Origin of the sequence: Halomicroarcula saliterrae (assembly GCF_031624395.1) — an archaeon.
In the GTDB taxonomy this organism is placed as follows: Archaea; Halobacteriota; Halobacteria; order Halobacteriales; family Haloarculaceae; genus Haloarcula; species Haloarcula saliterrae.
The window spans coordinates 707249-725320 of record NZ_JAMQON010000001.1 but is presented as its reverse complement, the minus strand read 5'-3'; the positions used below and the strand labels follow the sequence as shown (position 1 = coordinate 725320).

Genomic DNA, 18072 nt, shown 5'->3' with positions numbered 1-18072 from the left:
AGTACAAATGCAGGGCTGACACTACAGGACGATTTCCATACCATGAGCACACGTGAGCGACGTGAGACGTTGGCCCTCAAGTGGCACCACCTGGACAACCTCAGCGTCGAGGAGATACAGGAGCGCTTCGAGCAGGAGGGCGTCGGCTCGTACGCGAAGTCGACCATCCGCTCGTACCTCAACAGCGACCCCGCCGAGGAGGTCCTGGAGCAGATCGAGCAAGAGCATGCCAACGTCCGCCTGCAGATCGCCGAGCGTGAGGAGCAGATGTACCAGCGGGCCCGTGGCGCCGAGGCCGACGCCGTCGAGGACGAGCCCATCGTCCGGGTCGTCCCGAAGACCGACGCCGTTGACACCGACCGCGAGGGCCCGATGCCCTGGCCCGAGTGGGAGATCGTCGACATTGACGACCCCGACTGGCCCCAGTGGGCGACCGAGCGGGACATCATCATCCGGTTCACCGACGAGATGACCGACGTCCGCCCGGGCGAGGAGTACCCGCTGCGGGCCGTCGACGGCTCGCCGAAGTACACCAAGGAGTTCGACGGGCTGCGTCGCGACCAGGACGACCTCAAGGGCCAGGCGATGGCCCGCCAGGAACAGTCCTCGCATCTGGAAGCGAAGGGCGAGGTCCTCGGCGTCTACTCGACGGACATCAACATGAACGTCGACGGCGAGCTGAACACGACAGTCTCGTTCGACGAGGAGACCGCGGCGGCCATCCGGGAGGCGACGCTCGACGATGAGTAGCACGGCCGACAGCGTCGGGACGGCCGAGGTCGAGCTCTCCCGGGCGGAGATCCGCGCCGCGTACAACCCGTTCGAGCACGGCTGCTGGCTGGACTTCACCAGCAAGCTCACCCAGGGCTACATGGCCGAGGAGTACGACGACTGGGCACCCCTCGGCGAACACCACGCCCAGTGGCTCCGACACCTCGCCGGCGAGGCCGACGTCGACGGCGACCTCGCGCTCCTGTGTCACCGCGATGGGCTGAAGACGACGATCATCTCCGCGTTCGCCATCGCCTGCCTGGAATACCTCGACGGGTACCGCGTCATCTGGACGATGAACACACAGGAGCAGGCCTACGAGAAGGCCGACGACGAGCTCAACAAGTTCATCGAGCGAAACCCGTGGCTGGTCAACCTCAACAAGCCTCGGGAGAAGGACTCGAAGAAAAAGAAGGAGTTCGCGAACGGCTCGTCGCTGACGACGGGCTGGCTGAAGGGGTCCATCGAGGGTGCCCGCGCGCACCTGCTCATCCTCGACGACATCATCTCCGAGCAGGGCGACGGCCCGACCGAGGGCGTCCTCAACTGGGTCGACGGCGTCGCCCAGCCGATGGTCAAGGACGACGGGCGCACCGTCATCGTCGGAACTCGCAAGCGACCCGACGACATCTACAGCCACTACCGCGACTACGAGGGGTACTCGCTGCGGGAGTTCCCCGCCATCCTCGACACGTGGGACCAGGAGTTTCGCGAGGACGACGACTGGCGTGCCCGCCGGCCTGACGAGGACCTCTACACCGAGGTGTCCAACCCTTGGGGCAACGGCTCGCTCAAGCTGCTCTGGCCGGACGCCCGTAGCGCCGAGTGGCTCGCGAACAAGCGCTCGAAGATGGCGGACTACCTGTTCTGGCGGGAGTACACGCTGACCATCCGCGGGGCGTCGGGCAACCTCATCGAGGAGGCCGACGTCAACCGGCTCGTCGACGACGGCGGTTGCTCCATTCGCGGGCAGGAGCCGCCCCGTCAGCTGACGCCCAGCGCCGGCGAGGCGACCATCGTCGCCCACGACCCGGCCCAGTCCCCGACCGGCGACAACGCGGCGTTCGTCGCCTTCCGTGTCGGCGCCGATGGACGACGTCGCCTCTTGGACGCCAAAGCCGAGACGGGGCTGCAGCCATCGGCGGTCAAGGCGACGCTGGCGGACCTCGACGACCGCTACGACCCGGCGATGGTCGTCATCGAGGACAACGGGATGCAGCAGTACGTCGCCAACGATGCGCTGGAGTTCTCGGCCTCGCTGCGGGCGAAGGTGACGGGCATCCCGACGACCGGCAAGAAACACAGCTGGGAGAACGGCATCCCCCGACTCCGTCGGCTCGTCGAGAACGGCGGCATCCAGTTCTACCGTGGCCACGGGCCCACGGAGGACTTCGTCCAGGCGGCGATGTCCCTGAAGCTGTCCGACGGCAAGCTCAAGGGCCACACCCCAGACCTCATCGCGGCGTGGTACATGGCCGAGCAGGGCATCCGCCGGCTGGAGGGCATCGGCGCCCTCGACGATGACGACGGTCGCGACGCGGGAGGCATCTCTTACCTATGACACGATATCCCGACGACCTGCCAGACGCGGAGAAAGCACAGTGTCTTGTCGACGAGCTGGTGTTCGGGACGTCCTTCGTCGAACTGACGGACGACGGGCCGCGCCGTGTCGACCCGGCAGAGATTATCAGCACGGCCGAGGACGACGGCGAAGTGGCCCACACCCGCCGAAAATACCAGGAGGAAAGCCGCTACGATCCAGCCGAGGGCGAAGTTCGCATCAGGAGGATATCATGAGTGGCGACGACGCCACGAAGGTCCACGTCGAAGGCATCGGCGGCGGGGCACTCTCGAAGGCCCAGCAGTCCCAACAGCTCTCCGACCGGCGCATCCACTCGGTCGGCCACGGTGTCAAGCCGCCGTACCACCCCGACCGGCTGGCGTCGTTCCTGGAGCTCAACGAGACCCACGCCACGGCCGTCCGAAAGAAGTCCCGCTACGAGGTGGGCTTCGGGTTTGACCTCGTTGCTCACGACGACGTCGACGAGCCCGACGAAGCTGACGACCAAGAGCGCGCGGTCGCACGGAACTTCTGGCGCGGCGCCGAGTCCCGCTGGGAGACCGGCCCACACCAGAGCGCTGAACCCACAACCCCCGAGGAGGTCAAAGAACTCGCCCGTCAGGACTACCACTCTGTGGGTTGGTGTGCGCTGGAAATCCTGACCGACATGGAGGGCCGCCCGGTCGGGCTGGCTCACGTGCCGGCCAACACCATCCGGGTCCGGAAGCCCCAGTCCCGATTCGACAGGCCCCGACATCCCGAGGAGGGGACGTTCGTCGGCGGCGACGAAGCCCAGTACGCTTCCCGGGGCTACGTCCAGGTGCGGGACGGCCAGCGTCGCTACTTCGGCGAGGCCGGCGATCGCCACCGCGGGCAGGAGGTCCTCATCAATGGCGGCGAGGACGACCCCCGCGTCACCTACCAGAACAACGAGGACAACGACCGCGACCCCATCTTCGTCGACAAGGAGACGGGCGACGTCGCCATCGGGTCCGCTGACCCGCTCGACAACGGCGCCGCGAACGAGCTCATCTTCGTTCGCAACCCCAGCCCGCTGGAGCAGGACTACGGTGTCCCGGACTGGGTCAGCGCCATCCGGACCATCGGCGCCGACGAGGCGGCGAAGGACTACAACCGCGAGTTCTTCGACAACGACACCATCCCGCGGTTCGTCATCAAGGTGACCGGCGGGGAGCTCTCCGAGGAGTCCCGGAACGACCTGCGACAGATGCTCCACGGGCTTCGCGAGGAGAGCCACCGGGCAGTCATCCTCGAGGTCGAGAAGTTCCAGCAGGGTCTGGACGACGACGTCGAGATAGAGCTGGAGCCGCTGGGCCAGGGCATCAGCGAGGAGATGGACTTCCGGCTCTTCCGTGAGAAGAACGAGCACGAGATTGCGAAGGTCCACGAGGTGCCTCCCATCCTCATCGGCGTGACCGAGACGTCGAACCGGTCGAACTCGCAGGCCCAGGTGGCGGACTTCGCGAACAACGTCGTGGCGCCGGAGCAGCACAAGTTCAGCGAGCGACTGTACCGGCTCATCCACCAGACGTACCTCGGCGTCACCGACTGGACCATCGAGTACGAGCTGCGCGGCGCCGACCAGCCCAAGGAGGACGCCGACGTCGCCCGGCGCAAAATCCAGGCGGTCCGTGGCGCCATCCCCATCGACCGCGGTCTGGAGATGATCGGAGAGGAGCCTCTGCCCGACGACCACCCCGTCGACGGCCAGACGCTCATCGCCAACGTCGGCAGCGAGGACGCTCCACAGCCGACGGGCGACGGGCTGCAGCGGACACGGTCCAAGGCAGCCCCACCCGAGGCCAACAAGCTCTACGAGCGGGACTGGGACGACGTCAAGGCCGACCTCACGAAAGACCCCATCGAGCAGACGCAGTTCAACAGCTCGAATCTCGACGAGGGGTTGTACGACTTCGGTGAGAACGAGTTGTATCTGTCGTTCAAGCGCGAGGAAGGGAGCAACTCACTGTACGCCTACGTCGACGTCCCGACGGCGGAGTGGTCCGGGCTCGTGAACGCGAGCAGTGCCGGCAGCTACCACTACGACAACATACGGCTGGACTACCCGTACGTGGAGATCACGAACTTCCACGACCGGCTGCCTGAGGGTCCGTCGCCGGACGCCGACGACGTCCCCGAGGGGCTGCCGCAGTAGCCTGCCTGACCGATGACCGCGGGAGCCCCGACTCCCCGCGCGAGGTTCGACCGGGACAACGATTCTCTCGACACATGAGCAACAAGAGCAACGAGCGCGGCGAGAAGCGCGGCGTCCTCTCGACCGGTCGAGCCAAGGAACTCGACACAGAGGACGCCGACGCGGACGCCGACGACGAGGACGAGCGTGAGGGCTGACCCATGCCGCCCGTAACCAAGGCCGGCGGGGACGCCTTCCGCAAAGAGGTAGAGTTCGTCGCGAAGGACGACGCCGAGCAGAAGGCCACCGGCATCGTGATGGTGCCGGACAAGGCCGACCTGCAGCAGGACTTCGCTCGCGAGGAGACCATCCGCAGCTTCGCCGACGAGTTCGGCGCGCTGTACGACTCCGGCAGCGCCGACGGTGGCATCATGCACGCCGCGTGGCCGTCGGAGTGGATGTCCCTCGAACGCAACGAGGTCCTCGACGAGGCCGAAGACATCGGCGGGGCCACCGCGCCCGAGGGCGCGTGGGTTCAGGAGTGGCAGTACGACGACGCCGGTACTTGGGCGCTCGTCGAGGACGGCATCCTCGAGGGCTACTCCATCGGCGCAGTCAACGTCCAGTGGGACGGGCCGTTCGTCCCCGGCGAGGACGAGGCCGTCGACGACGTCGAGACGCCAGAGCAGCTGCCCGACGACGCGATGGTCTGGGAGCTGACCGACGGCATCGTTCGCGAGACGTCGACCGTCGACATCCCCGCGGTGCCCGACGCCGAGATCCTCGAAACGAAGGCCGACGCCGAGAAGCGTCTCGGCGACTACCTCGGCGATCAGGACGGCTTCGTCGCCGAGGCGATGGAGCGCGGTCACTCCGAGGAAGAGGCCGAGCGGCTGTGGGACAACCTCAACCGCGCGCTGGAAGAGGACGGCGCCGCCGACCCCGGCAAGCAGTCGGCGCTCGCGAAGGCCGGTCGTGCCTTCCTGTCGGCGCTGTCTCCGGGCGGGAACTCGGAAGCCAACACGACCGAGACGCCCGATACGGACCCGGCCCGCGAGAAGGACGGCCAGACGCTCTCGGCCGACAATCGGAAGGCTATCATGGCCTCTGTTGACGCTGGGCTGGACGCGCTCCACGACGCTGGCATGGACGTCCCGAAGCGGTTCACCGACCGCGACGACGTCGACTTCGACATGAGCGAGTACGACGGTCGGACGTGGTCCGTGGACGAGGACGACCCGGAGGATGACGATGAGGACGACAAGCACGCCGCCGGCGGCGACACGCCGGACGACACCAACAACATGAGTGACAACGACGACGGCGGGGACGCCGACAAGTCTCTCGCCGAGCAGAACGCAGAACAGATCAACGAACTCACCGACGCCGTCAAGAGCCTGACCGAGGCCGTCGACGGCGACGGCTCCGACGCAGACGCCGACAAGACCGCCGAGGTCGAGCTGCCCGACGGCACGGTCGCCGAGGTCTCCAAGGAGGAGGCCATGGCCTGGTTCGACGAGGATAGCGAGACGGAGAAGGACGTCGACGAAGGCGTCACGAAGAGCGACATCGAGGCGCTCCATCGTCGGCTGGACAGCATCTCCCGCGAGGCCGCGGGCACGGACCAGCTCGACGGCAACAACGGCAGCGAGACCGGCAGCGCGACCGACGACATCGCGAAGCGACTTTCCTGAGGTGACTATTCATGGCAACTAACACTATCGACGCAGTTCGTACGCAGAACCAAGTCGCCGGCGGCGTCAACAAGGACGTCGACCTCGCGACGCTGGACAACTTCCAGCTACCTCGTGACGTCACGGAGGAGTTCCTGGAGCGTGCCCAGAAGGAGGTCACCATCATCGAGATGGCCGACACGATGGCCCTCGAACGTCTGGAGATGGACGTCCCGGCGTTCGGTGTGCCCCAGCTTTCGGGTTCGACCCGGGACGAGGAAGGCAGCCGAACCAGCAACTCCTCGAACGACGACGGTGACGTCGCCTTCAACGCGACGGACAAGCAGTACTACATCCTCGTCGAGCCGACGCGTGACGCCCTCAAGAACACGCACTACGGTCCCGACCAGTTCGGCGACTACATCGTCGACCAGTTCATCGAGCGCTGGTTCAACGACGTCGGGCTCATCGGGATGCGAGCCAACGCCGACAGCGACAACCTGCAGTCCATCGGCGGCGCCGCGGCGCTGGACTCCACCTGGAACGGCTGGATCGCCATCGCCGAGGGGGAGGACACGGCCTCGGACCGTATCGGGCTGGAGGACACGCCCGGCGGCGAGGTCGACACCATGCCGGTGTACGACCAGGCCAGCGCGGCGCCGGACACGCAGATGTTCAACGAGTCGCTGCTGACGCTCGACTCGCGCTTCCGCGACCCCGACAACGCCGTGTTCGTCATGAACCCGGACAAGGTCCAGGAGTACGTCTTCTCGCTCACCGAGCGCGAGGACCCGCTGGGCTCGGCAGTCATCTTCGGCGAGAGCGACATCACGCCGTTCTCCTACGACGTCGTCGGCGTCAACGGCTGGCCCGAGTCCTACGGGATGCTCACCGACCCCGACAACCTCGCGTTCGGTCTCTACGAGGAGATGGAGCTCGACCAGACCCAGGACACCGACAAGGTCCACGAGAACCGCCTGCACTCGCGCAACTGGCTGGAGGGGCAGTTCGACTTCCAGATCAAGAGCCTGCAGGCCGGCGTTCTCATCGAGAACATCGCCTGAGGTGCCCGATGACGACAACCAACAACAGAGTGCGTGAGCACCACGAGGGGGACGACCCCTACGCCGAGACGAACAGTCCGGCCAACGGCGCCGCGACGACCGTCAGCAAGACCGCCCGCCAGCACGTCGTCAACCCCGACGGCACCAACACGGTCGACCTAGACGCCGCCGCTCGCGAGGGGCACGTCGTCACGGTGGTCCACAACGGCGGCGCCAACACGCCGGCGGTCGCCTTCGACGACGCCGACTTCGTCGGGACCGGGCCGGCGAACCTGACCACGGCCGGCGAGACCGCGACGGTACGGAACGTCGACGGCACGACCAGCGGCTGGGTCGTCGAGGCCACCGGGAGCGCCTGACGATGGTCTGGGTTGAGAAGACCGACCCGCCGAACGTCACCGTGCGGGGCGTCGGCGAATTCTCCGTCGGCGACACCGACGACGTCGCGGCTGACGACGCAGAGTATCTCGTCGAAGAGCGGGGCGACTTCGAGCTCGTCGACGAGCCGGGCCCAGAAAGTGAGTGGACAGTCGGTGACGATGCTCACGAGGAAGACGGGGCACCCGACGTCGATGAGTGGGCAGACTGGTCCGAAGACAGCTGGCTGGAACTGAACTACCAGCAGCGGGCCGAAGATGTCCGCGAGGGTCGCGTCGACGGCCATCTGGACGATATCGCCGACGTCGAGACCAGTGACACCGTCGTCAAGGCGGTCAACGACCGGCGCGGAGAACTGGAGAACTGACACATGGTGACGGGGTACTGCACGCTGGAAGACGTCCGGCGAGCGCTGCGGAAGGCGAGCCTGCCCGAAGATGTCGGCCGGGATGCGCAGATAGCCGTTGATGCCATCACGTCACGCACCGAGTGGCTGGAGAAGACATACAAGCGCCACTGGTACGAGCCCGACGGCATCTCCGAGGCCAGCGAGGTAACCATCCCGACGGCCCCGAACACCCGCGACGACGAGGAGGATATCCCCACCCACAGCGCGATGGTCCACGGCGCCAGCGAGCAGGAGCGCTATCGCTTCCGGAAGAACAGCGACGCGCTGCTGGAGGCCGGCCCCACCCACGAGCGACGGCGCAAGCACTACCAGGACCCCAAGCGGGAGATTCGCATCGCCTTCGGTCGGCCGGAGTCGCTGGAGCCGCCGGTTGACGACACCGTCCCGGTCTACACCCGCATCACGCTCGCCCGGAAGGACGTCGACGCGGTCAACGAGCTGATGGTCGTCAACGAGGACGGTGGCTTCGACGACTGGACCGGCGCCGACTACGATGGCGGCGTCGGCAACGCCAACCGCGGCGATGACTGGTGGGTCCGGGTCAACAACGGTGGCGTGTCCGAGCTGTACCTGGACGTCCACGCGATGGACGATGACATCCCCAGCTTCTCGAACGCGGTGTACGTCGACTTCGACTTCGGCCACGAAGGCATCCCGCGGACCGTCCGCCGCGCTGTCGCGAACTGGGCGGCGGCCGACCTCGTCGAGGAGGCCGTCATCGAAATCCCCCAGAACGCGACCATCTACGGCGTCGACACGAAGGCCGAGGAACTGGAGCGGAAAGCCGGGGAGCTGATGGAGGTCTACGAGACCGATGAACCTTGAAAGTAGCTTCGAGGACGACCTCCAGGAGGCGGTCCTCGACGACGTCGAGCGCCAGCTCGTCGGCGAGCGGGACAACCTCGTCGCTCAGGCCGTCCAGCGCGTTCAGGGCCGTCTCGAACGGTATGCTCGCGAGGAGGACTACGACGTCGAGCCCATCGTCGACAGCTTCGCCGGCGTCGAGGTCGACCGCAGCGATGGTCAGCTGACCATCCGCTGGGGCTGGTCGCATCCGGCAGTCAAATACTTCGAATTCGGCACCTCGGACCACACCGTCGAGGGCGACCCGGTGCTGTCGTTCGTCTGGGAACGCTCGGAGGCGCCCGACTGGGTCGCCGAGGAGTTCGACGAAGAGGGCGACGGCTACCGCGTGTTCCTCCCTGAAGTCGAAGTGAGCGGCGTCGAGGAGACGCGGGCCATCCGCGATAGCATCAACTGGCTCCGGAGGGCTGTCTCGTGACCCATCCCAGCACCGAGTGGGTCCTCGACCAGGTCGCCAGCGTGGTCACCGACGTCGAGGACACGTACACTCGTGACGTCCCCGACGGGACGCCGCCGGTGCGCGTCCGCCGTGTCGACCGCGATACCTCGCGCATCTGGGACGGCGACGGCACGCTCGATATGTCGACGCCCATCCGCGAGCGGTCGGCGGCGCTGGAGAAGGGCGTCTACATCGGCGTGCAGTACGCCGAGAGCGCCGAGGAGCCCATCGGCACCGAGTACGACCTCGACAAGGAGGTCGTCGTCGGCGTCCGGCTGGAGGGGCTGACCTCCCAGGGCGGCGAGTGGGGCCACGTCGATCCCGAGGGCGCCGACGGCGTCCCGTGGCACGGCCCCAACGGGTTTCTTCGGCGGGTCAAGGCAGCCATCTACGCCGGTCGCGAGTATCCCGACGCCGACCCCGACGTGGGCTTTACCCATCTGACGCTCGCGAACGAGGCTGACCAGTCCAGCAACTACGCGGACTACTACCGGACCGATTTCGATGTCGTCTTCGACGGCTTCGAGACACTCTGACGCCGCCGTTTTTCGATACTACCAATGAAACTCAACCTCAGACAAGACGAACACACCGTTACAGACGCCCCCATCGACGAGACGGGCGAGATAGCACGCGTCGAAGTGCCCGGCGACCGCTTGGTCTCGATCAACATCGAAGCCAGCGCCGACGCCAGCTACGCGGTCGACGTCGCGGCGGGCAAGAGCCCCGGCACAGACGACTGGTTCGAGGGCGAGGTCGTCTACGACCAAGCCGACGTCGACGACGCGCAGGATATTCGCGACGCGTTTATCCTGGGCGACCGGTATCTCCGTATCCGGGTGACCGACGCCGCCGGCGCTGGCGAGACCGCTGACGTCACCATCCAGGGGGCCTGACCGATGGGCATCCTCAGACGGCTTCGGCAGTGGCGCGAGCGGACCGACGGGACGCTGGAGGGGCCGGCGATAGATACAGACGACTTAATCGACAGACAAGATGGACAAGCGTGGGAGACGCTCAGAGAAGTCGGCTTTGAAAAAGGCGATGTGGTAACGCTGCTTGCGTTGGGTCCTTCTGCAAGCCGGTCCAGTTCCACGTCAAACACGAGTTACGACGCGCTGGTCGACCTCTCCTCGACGTTCCTGACGTGGGCCGAAATCGGGCCCGTGGACAGCGTTCGCGTGAAGATGACGGGGAAGTTCGACGGCGTGGACGGGGGGCAGACCGCGAGCGCCCGCCTCTACAATTTCGAGGACGGCGAAGCGGTCGCCGGGACCGAAGTCTCCGCCACGGGCAACGGGCCGTTCGACACCGGGTGGGTGGAGTACACCCCCGCGACCACCGCGTCCCCCATCGAGCTGATTAACCAGGCAAAGACGAGCAATTCGAACGAAAGTATCACTCTCGACCGCCCGAACATCTATCTGGGAGTTGAAATATGACGTGGTACTCCGCCCCCCTCGGTGGAGGCGGCATTATCGCCGAAGCTGCCTTTGAGGACATCAAAGAAGGAGCGCTGAGGACGGTTCTATCGGCTGATTCTCTACTGTAGCTCCGGAAATAACTGATGACCCGCCGGTCGCCGCGGCCGGCGTCGAGGCTACCACGCGGCGTTTTCAGGCAATCATCATGGTGATAACACATACGCATAGCGACGGAGGTATCGCATGACGGGGGCCGGCAGTGGCACGCTCGTCGCCGCCGGCGAGCAGTCTTTCATGGGCTCGCTCGTCGGCGCGCCCGACCTGTTCGCCTTGGGACGGGACCCGACCATCACAGAGCTGTCGCTGGACAACGCGCTCCAGCGGCTGCGCGAGTACGACAACGCCTGGACCGAGGAGTCGGTCAAAAGCAACTTCGAGGGGGCCATCACCATCGAGGCCGTCGTCTCGGAGGACGTCCACACCGACGTCGAGGAGCAGCTCGTCCTCAACGCCGCCGACACAATCGTCCCAGGCGTCTCCACGTCGGGGCGCATCTTCGCCGGTGTCGACTACCCCAGCGGGACAGCCGAGGAGGAGTACTTCGGGTGCATCCCACTGGAGTACTCGGTCAACTACCAGCAGGGCGACCGGGTCCGGTACACGCTGTCGATGGCCTACGCCAAGCAGGAGTCTGACCCGGCGGCGGACCTCACCACAGCGACGCGCGTCTCGGACGGTTCGGCGCTGGCGTGGCACGGCGTCGACCTGCAGATCGACGCGGCGAGCGTGTCGGACCTGCAGTCGGCGACGCTGTCGATGACCAACCTGTCGCGCTTCCAGTACGGGCTGGACAGTGTCCCGAACCGAGGTGTGACCGCGGCGCCGGAGGCGACGCTCGACGTCGAGGCGACGTTCGTCGAGGAGACACGGCTGGACCTCGCGAAGGGCGGCGAGTCGACCGACGTGGACACGCTCGACAGCGTCTCGGGTACGATGACACTGACGCCGGCGTCGGGCAACGTCCTCCGGACGTTCAACCTCGCGAAGCTCAAGCCCGACACGCACAGCTGGAACGAAGTCATCGGCACTGAGGATACCAGCGACCAGACGACGTTCAACGTCGACGGCGACCCGGCGGTGACCTTCGCATGACCACGTTCAACGACACCGAAATCAACTTCGACGACGAGGAGCAGCGCCTCCAGGAGCGCATCGACGAGCTCGAAGCCGGGGCCGACTCGCTGCGAGAGCAGATCCAGAACATCCAGAGCAAGGGCAACGACGTCCCACAGGCCAAGCGTGATGCTCTGCAGCAGGCCGTCTCCGAAGCGTCGACGCTGTCGACCCACCGGAAGGGCGTCGTCTGGGCCCGTGACCACGCGGCCGACAGCGACGACTTCCCGGCGTGGGACGAAGCTGCCGACAGCATCACGCTGGGCGCCCCGCGGGCCCGGACCATCCAGCGGCTGCAGTCCGACATCCAGTCGGCTGGCGACACGCAGGGCTCCGAGCAGTCGCTGTACATCGCGGACGCAGTCGTCGAGGCGCCGTTCAAGGACGACGGTATGGCCGACGGGGAGCTGGCTGGCGTCGTCGGGCAGCTCCATCCGTGGTTCCTGGAGTGGGCCGAAGACCGCGTCGACGCGCTCATGGACCCGGAGGGAAACGTCCCCTCCTCCGCGGCCTCGCCCGCGGAGATGTCGACGCCGAACAGCTCGACCGAGGAGTGATCGTTCGCTATGCTCGGGCCAGATACGTCGACGCTGGCGGCGACCCCCGCGCCTTCGACGATATGCTGTGGGGCGAAGTGCTGGACTGGCTGGCCATCCACGATGTGCTGGACGCCAGACAGTCACTCGGGTCCATCCCAGAGGAGTGACCGATGACTGAGTTCACGACCACGAGCGTGCTCGAAGTGACGGTGTCGGACTCGTCGCTCCGCAGCGCACGCGACCAGATCGAGTCCGAACTCGGGAGCGTGTCGGTGGATATCAACAGCACCGGCGGCGGTGTCCCCGGCGGTCGACGTGGCGGTGGCGGCGGGTCGCTTATCGGCGACGGCGCCGGCGTCGGCATGCTCGACGTCATGATGGACCAGCTGGACGTCCTCGAAGACATCAACGACACGCTGGAGAAGCTCGGACAGGGTGGACTCGGGGGCGGTGGCGGTGGTGGTGAGGGCGACGGCGCCGTCCAGAACATCGTCCAAGGCGGCGTCGGGTCGATACTCGGCGGTGCCATCGGTGGCAGCATCGGCGGCTCTGGTCTCCTCGCCGCGCTGTCGGGTAGCACCGCAGCGACCGTTGGCGGCGGAGCGCTTGCCGGCGGAGCACTCGGCCTCGGCGGTGTCGCTGCCCTCGACCGGACAGGAGTGCTCGGTGGCCTCCGGGGTGCCGGGCAAGGCATCCGGTCGGCTGTCGGTGGCCAGTCGGTCGACCAGGGCCTCAAAGCCCTCAACAAAGTGACGTTCGGCGGATTCGGCTCGACAGTCGGCGCCGGAGCCTCGGTTATCGACCTCGTCCGCGGCAACGGCCTCAACGGGCCCCTGTCCAAACAGGCTAATCGGCGGTTCAAGGGCCCAGGAGAGCTGGCCGGTGGCGCACTATCCGGCCTGCAGAATATCACGATACAACAGCCCGGGTGGACTAAGAACCTCCTCTCGGAACCGTCGTGGCTGTCCCAACTCAACAACACGCTACCCGAGCCGGGCTGGATAACGACACTCACCAACCCAACCATCACCGAGCCGTCGTGGCTCAACACGCTGGAGAATCCGCCACTCCCCGAGCCGGGCTGGATACCACAACTTGATACGAGCATCAACGTCGAGACACCGCCGTGGGCTGACGCCCTGACGGACGGTCTCGACGCGCGACTGGACGTCCAAGTCCCGTCGCCGCAGCTGGACCTCAAGACAGGGAGCATCCGCTCCGAGATAGACGAGGCCTTGGACGGATTCACCGACGAGGTCGTCGACGAGGCCGTCCAAGAAGTCAAGAGGGCGTTCGACCTTGGAGGGCAGTTCAGATAGATGGCGCTCAAAACCGATGCCACACTGACCGTGGAGGCCGATATCGACGGCGACGGTACACTGGAGACTGGGAAGTTCGTCATGGCCGACAACATCAATATCAAACCCGGGCTCCGGACGGGATTCATACTGGAGAATCGCGGCTCGACGGTCAACTCCGTCATCTCCAGTTTCGCCAAGTCCCAGTCCGAGGCGACCGGCAAGCCCCAGTCCAAGCGCAAAGGCATCTACATCGACCTCGGTGGCGGCGTCCGCTCGGCCGAGATCGAGTTCACGGGCTGGACGGGGTCTAATCTCCAGTGGGGCAACACCGGTGACGATAGCGAATTGACCGTCGGCGATGCGACTGGAGCGAAGGCGTTCACACAATTGGAGGTACTCTTCCACTACCTCGAAATCGCCGAGATCGACAGCCGTCGGCCAGCGAAACTGGCCTACGGACAGCACCACAGCGACGGGCTGTATGAGCCGATGGACGTCGTCTTGGAGAGCCCACAGGGGCTCCGGTCCAGTGACGACAGTTCGACCTTCTCGGGTACGCTGACCTTCCTCAGCGTCCAGTCACTGGACAAGGCCATCGACGCCACGGGGCTGACAGGATAACCATGACCGAGCGCTTACTCCACGCTGTCGCGGTCCCGAGCGACAGCCAGACCGACACCGGCTCGCGCCAGCAGAAACGCCTCGCCAAGCAGGGTGCCCTCCAGAGCGACGTCCCCTACGCCGATGCCATCTCCCCCCAACCCGGACAGCAGACACTCGTCGGGCAGGTCCGCGGAAAGTTTGCACCTATCCACGCCCAGATGATAGACGAGCTCCTGTCCAGCAGCATCCCTGTCGTGCCCTACGCCGGCCGGGAGGGCCAGGATACCATCGACGGTTACTACGCGCCGGAGACGACACAGCAGTCCCGTCTTGACCCGCGTGAGGAGCGCGTCCAGCAGTTCGACGGCGTCCTCGCGCCCAAAGGCACGCGCCGGTCGCACTGGCGGGCGGTCCGGACCAACCCCCAGTCCGACGACAATCCGTTCGACGCCGGCGCGGCGCCGGAGCTGGGGCTGTCCATCCGAGCCCGCAAGGTCCGCTGGTTCGACGACGTCGACGGCGGCCTCGAGGACGCCACGGCCCAGCGCACCGTCGAGGGCGAGCACGACCACATCGATATCTACGACCCCGAGGAGCCGTCGTTCGGCAAGCCACTCCTCATCTACGACATCCCCTACACTGAGGAATACCCCACCGACTGCGTCGTGTGGGACACCTACGACCGCGAGAAGGTGTACCGCGAGCCCGGCGACGGTGCGACGGTCGGGTCGGCGACAGTGGGCTCCGCGACCGTCGGCGGCGACGACGTCCGCGTCGCGAGCCAGTGGCAGCGGGTCTACCTGACTGACCACGAGTACCGCGGCGACATGGTCCTGGAGACCGACCGACTCCGACTCGTCATCGACCAGCCCGAAGACGTCCTCCGCGCCTACCGCTGGGACCCAGCGGACGGCCAGTACGCCCTCCTGCAGCTGGGCGCGTCGGACTGGCGGCTCTTCGATGTCGACGTCACGAGCATCGGGTTGGTCCGGCTCAAGGCGCAGTTCGAGTTCGAGGACATGTCGACGGGCGACCGTGTCAACCTCAACGGCACGCTCATCCGCGGTCTGGACAACGTCGTCTGGACGGAGCCGGTCAACGAGGGGGCCACACCACAGGGTCTGCAGGACCGCCTCGCCCCCATCGCGAGCGAGACGGGCTCCATCATCGAGCCCAGCGGTGATGTCATCAAGCGCACGGAGGTCGACCGATGAGCCTGCTGGACCACTTGGCGTTCTGGCGGTCCTCGTCGACGGACGACGGACCGTCGCCGGCGCCGCCCGAGCGCATCCCCATCGAGAACCTGGAGGCCGACATCCCGAGCGAGGTGCCCGAGACCTGCCCGGTCTGTGGCGACCCCGTCGAGCACGTCTACCCGCGCTCGGCGGAGGGCACGGTCGACGTGGGCGAGACGACCATGGTCTGCACGGTCGGGTCTGCCAGTCCGTCGCCGCTCGCTGACTGCCGGGTGGTGCATCGATGACGACCATCCCGCCCGACGAGCTCGTCGTGGAGGTCGTCAACCCCGAGTCAGACCACGTCTGGGAGGTCCAGCCCCTCGACGACGCCCAGTACTTGCCGGACGTCAACGACAAGCCAGAGCTGCGCGTGCCCGTCTCACGGAGTCAGGAGTCTCGCTGGCTGGACTCGGTGTGGGAGGGCGCCGAGCCCGAGATGCGCGCGTGGCAGGACGGCGAACGGCTCCCCATCGACGAGCTGCGCAAGCCCGAGACGTCGACGGACAAGATTACCCTCGTCGGCGAGGGTGGTCAGGAGCTCGACAATCCCGTCGAGACGGAAGTCCAGAACGAGACCGTCCCCGACGCTGTCCGGACGCTGCTCACTGACTTTACTACCTACGACTACTCCGTCGACGGACCGCCCAGCGGCACTGAGGAGCGCCTCCTCCAGACGCTGTCAGGGACGGACCTACAGAACGCGCTGGCCCAACCGCTCGACGACGACCAGCCGCTGCAGTTCGTCGACGGTGGCTGGGAGACACTCCAAGCCTGCTGGACGACCGAGGGCGAGGACTACGACAGCGGCAATGAGTTCAGAACGAGCGAACAGACACCAGCCGAGGGTGTTTACTCAGGTGGCGATTCGGCGTCGCTGGTCCGGGACTCGTCGGTCGCAGGAGGGCCAGACTTTGCGGAGTGGGACTTCACCGTCGGGCATACCATCGCTGCCGAAAACTTCGGTGCCGCGGTGCGCATCGACGCGGATGACACCAACTCAGCCCCGGCCCACAAGTGGACGCTCGAACACCCCGACGGGAACAGCTACCTCATCGACGAGGTCGGCGCCGGCGTGCTCGGCTCGACGCTGACGTGGGACCAGATCGGCGACGGCGCTTACAACAACCTCGACGGCTACGAGGGACCAGACCTCGTCCCGGGCGACTACACGCTCCGGTGTGAGGTGACCGACTCCGGCGGCGGCACCACATACGCGCTGTACGTCGACGCCGTTGCACCGTACAACAACTTGTTTTCGTGGCTGTTCGACAACAGCAACGACGGCAGCGGCGGCCCTCTTGACGGGCCACAGTGGTATCCAGACGGCATCGCCGATGTGACCTCAGTCGCTTTCGAGGACGCCAGCACTGCCGGGAACATCGACAGCGGCCGCATCGAGGCGACGCTGTCAGCGACCGACGATGGGCAGGCCGTGGGCCTCTCCAACGACAGTGGCGGCACGTGGTCCTCGGGTAGCAACACCGCTACGTTCTCGACCTCCTTTAGCGAGGCCTCGGGAACGCTGCGCTGGCGGGCCACGCTCGGTCGGACGGACGACCCCGACCGGACCACGACACCACTGCAGGGCACGGTCCCCCAGCGCGTCACCGGCGGCGAACTCAACGCCGACGTCGAGGACGTGGCCGTGCTGGACTTCCGGCGCCCGACGGGAAGCGTGCTCGATATCCTCCAGCGCTGGGCCGAGTACGCCAACGCCTTCTTCGAGCTCCGCTGGGACAGCGCCACCGGGACTATCCGCGTCGAGTGGACCCGACCCGGCCAGCGCGACACGCAGTCGACCGGCGGCCTGTCGGACTTTTCCGTCAGCAAGGACCTCCGAACCTACGGCAAGGTCACCATCCGGTCGTCGTTCCGGACGCGGCAGGGCGAGCAACTCACCGCCGACCACGGGACCGCGCTCTCGCTCGACGAGGACGACCTCGTCACTGGCCGGGAGTCGCTCATCGATGCGTCGACCAGCCAAGAGTTCGTCGCCGGCGTCGACTACGATATCAACTACGCCGACGGGGAGATCACGACGCTCGCGAACGGTGCAATCAGCGACGGCCAGTCCTTGGTCATCAGCTACCAGTGGGTCGCCCAAGGCAGCTACGAGGCCGACGGCTACGACCCCGCTGTCGACCGGGCGCTGCCGCCGAAGAAGCTCAACAGCGTCACGAGCGACAGGGAGTGTGAGCAGGCCGCGCTGGTCATCCAGCAAGACCTCGACGAGCCGCTCATCGAGGCGACCGTGACGCTGTCCCGGCTGGATGCCGGACGCTCGCTCATCAGCGAGCTCGACGTCGACGAGCTCCCGACCGAGCGGCCGCTGGAAATCAAGCAGTTGGACCGAACCGCGGAGAAGATCGTGCTCCAGCTGGGGTCGAGAGATACCATCTCCGAAGCGCTGCAGAACCTCGACCGGCGCCTCGGCGCGACGCAAGAGCGAGCATAGACACACGACCATCGCGATGACCGCT

The 18072-nt window shown here is 66.4% G+C and carries 22 protein-coding genes; all 22 read left to right on the top strand.

Annotation, left to right across the window (positions count from 1 at the left end):
- The first annotated feature begins 42 nt into the window (after nucleotides 1–42).
- The 22 genes from NDI56_RS04035 to NDI56_RS03930 all read left to right on the top strand — a co-directional run bounded on the left by NDI56_RS04035 (nucleotide 43) and on the right by NDI56_RS03930 (nucleotide 18047).
- Nucleotides 43–750, top strand: a complete 708-nt coding sequence (locus NDI56_RS04035; protein ID WP_310918144.1) for a hypothetical protein — start codon at nucleotides 43–45, stop codon at nucleotides 748–750.
- Nucleotides 743–2332 (top strand): phage terminase large subunit family protein, encoded by a 1590-nt coding sequence (locus NDI56_RS04030; protein ID WP_310918143.1) that lies wholly within the window; start codon nucleotides 743–745, stop codon nucleotides 2330–2332. The genes NDI56_RS04035 and NDI56_RS04030 overlap by 8 nt, the downstream gene beginning before the upstream one ends.
- The gene (locus tag NDI56_RS04025; protein WP_310918142.1) at nucleotides 2329–2568 is read left to right on the top strand and encodes a hypothetical protein; all 240 of its coding nucleotides are present in this window, start codon (nucleotides 2329–2331) and stop codon (nucleotides 2566–2568) included. The genes NDI56_RS04030 and NDI56_RS04025 overlap by 4 nt, the downstream gene beginning before the upstream one ends.
- Nucleotides 2565–4508, top strand: coding sequence for a phage portal protein (locus NDI56_RS04020; RefSeq protein WP_310918141.1), 1944 nt, complete (start codon nucleotides 2565–2567; stop codon nucleotides 4506–4508). Before NDI56_RS04025 ends, NDI56_RS04020 begins: the two co-directional genes overlap by 4 nt.
- A 74-nt stretch (nucleotides 4509–4582) precedes the next feature.
- Complete coding sequence (locus NDI56_RS04015) at nucleotides 4583–4705, top strand: hypothetical protein (protein ID WP_310918140.1); 123 nt, start codon at nucleotides 4583–4585, stop codon at nucleotides 4703–4705.
- A 3-nt stretch (nucleotides 4706–4708) separates the two neighbouring features.
- Entirely contained in the window at nucleotides 4709–6181 is a 1473-nt protein-coding gene (locus NDI56_RS04010) for an XkdF-like putative serine protease domain-containing protein (RefSeq protein WP_310918139.1), read from the top strand.
- Between the two features lie 11 nt (nucleotides 6182–6192).
- Nucleotides 6193–7224, top strand: coding sequence for a hypothetical protein (locus NDI56_RS04005; protein ID WP_310918138.1), 1032 nt, complete (start codon nucleotides 6193–6195; stop codon nucleotides 7222–7224).
- An 8-nt stretch (nucleotides 7225–7232) separates the two neighbouring features.
- A complete protein-coding gene (locus tag NDI56_RS04000; RefSeq protein WP_310918137.1) occupies nucleotides 7233–7583 on the top strand; it encodes a hypothetical protein in 351 nt (116 codons plus the stop codon).
- Nucleotides 7584–7585: 2 nt separating this feature from the next.
- Nucleotides 7586–7969 carry a hypothetical protein gene (locus tag NDI56_RS03995; RefSeq protein WP_310918136.1) on the top strand — a complete coding sequence of 128 codons (384 nt, stop codon included), beginning with the start codon at nucleotides 7586–7588 and terminating at the stop codon, nucleotides 7967–7969.
- A 3-nt stretch (nucleotides 7970–7972) separates the two neighbouring features.
- Nucleotides 7973–8836 carry a hypothetical protein gene (locus tag NDI56_RS03990; RefSeq protein ID WP_310918135.1) on the top strand — a complete coding sequence of 288 codons (864 nt, stop codon included), beginning with the start codon at nucleotides 7973–7975 and terminating at the stop codon, nucleotides 8834–8836.
- A complete protein-coding gene (locus tag NDI56_RS03985) occupies nucleotides 8826–9293 on the top strand; it encodes a hypothetical protein (RefSeq protein WP_310918134.1) in 468 nt (155 codons plus the stop codon). Before NDI56_RS03990 ends, NDI56_RS03985 begins: the two co-directional genes overlap by 11 nt.
- Nucleotides 9290–9850: a hypothetical protein gene (locus tag NDI56_RS03980; RefSeq protein ID WP_310918133.1), complete on the top strand. Its 561-nt coding sequence runs from the start codon at nucleotides 9290–9292 to the stop codon at nucleotides 9848–9850. The genes NDI56_RS03985 and NDI56_RS03980 overlap by 4 nt, the downstream gene beginning before the upstream one ends.
- Before the next feature lie 24 nt (nucleotides 9851–9874).
- Nucleotides 9875–10210: a hypothetical protein gene (locus NDI56_RS03975; protein ID WP_310918132.1), complete on the top strand. Its 336-nt coding sequence runs from the start codon at nucleotides 9875–9877 to the stop codon at nucleotides 10208–10210.
- 3 nt (nucleotides 10211–10213) lie between these two features.
- Nucleotides 10214–10756 (top strand): hypothetical protein, encoded by a 543-nt coding sequence (locus NDI56_RS03970; protein ID WP_310918131.1) that lies wholly within the window; start codon nucleotides 10214–10216, stop codon nucleotides 10754–10756.
- A 225-nt stretch (nucleotides 10757–10981) separates the two neighbouring features.
- Nucleotides 10982–11890 (top strand): phage tail tube protein, encoded by a 909-nt coding sequence (locus NDI56_RS03965; protein ID WP_310918130.1) that lies wholly within the window; start codon nucleotides 10982–10984, stop codon nucleotides 11888–11890.
- Nucleotides 11887–12468, top strand: a complete 582-nt coding sequence (locus NDI56_RS03960) for a hypothetical protein (protein ID WP_310918129.1) — start codon at nucleotides 11887–11889, stop codon at nucleotides 12466–12468. Before NDI56_RS03965 ends, NDI56_RS03960 begins: the two co-directional genes overlap by 4 nt.
- A complete protein-coding gene (locus tag NDI56_RS03955) occupies nucleotides 12465–12617 on the top strand; it encodes a hypothetical protein (protein ID WP_310918128.1) in 153 nt (50 codons plus the stop codon). The genes NDI56_RS03960 and NDI56_RS03955 overlap by 4 nt, the downstream gene beginning before the upstream one ends.
- A 3-nt stretch (nucleotides 12618–12620) precedes the next feature.
- Entirely contained in the window at nucleotides 12621–13769 is a 1149-nt protein-coding gene (locus NDI56_RS03950) for a hypothetical protein (RefSeq protein WP_310918127.1), read from the top strand.
- Nucleotides 13770–14372 (top strand): hypothetical protein, encoded by a 603-nt coding sequence (locus tag NDI56_RS03945; protein ID WP_310918126.1) that lies wholly within the window; start codon nucleotides 13770–13772, stop codon nucleotides 14370–14372.
- 2 nt (nucleotides 14373–14374) lie between these two features.
- Nucleotides 14375–15568, top strand: a complete 1194-nt coding sequence (locus NDI56_RS03940; protein ID WP_310918125.1) for a hypothetical protein — start codon at nucleotides 14375–14377, stop codon at nucleotides 15566–15568.
- Nucleotides 15565–15837: a hypothetical protein gene (locus NDI56_RS03935; protein ID WP_310918124.1), complete on the top strand. Its 273-nt coding sequence runs from the start codon at nucleotides 15565–15567 to the stop codon at nucleotides 15835–15837. The genes NDI56_RS03940 and NDI56_RS03935 overlap by 4 nt, the downstream gene beginning before the upstream one ends.
- Nucleotides 15834–18047, top strand: coding sequence for a hypothetical protein (locus tag NDI56_RS03930; protein WP_310918123.1), 2214 nt, complete (start codon nucleotides 15834–15836; stop codon nucleotides 18045–18047). The genes NDI56_RS03935 and NDI56_RS03930 overlap by 4 nt, the downstream gene beginning before the upstream one ends.
- Nucleotides 18048–18072 lie beyond the last annotated feature (25 nt).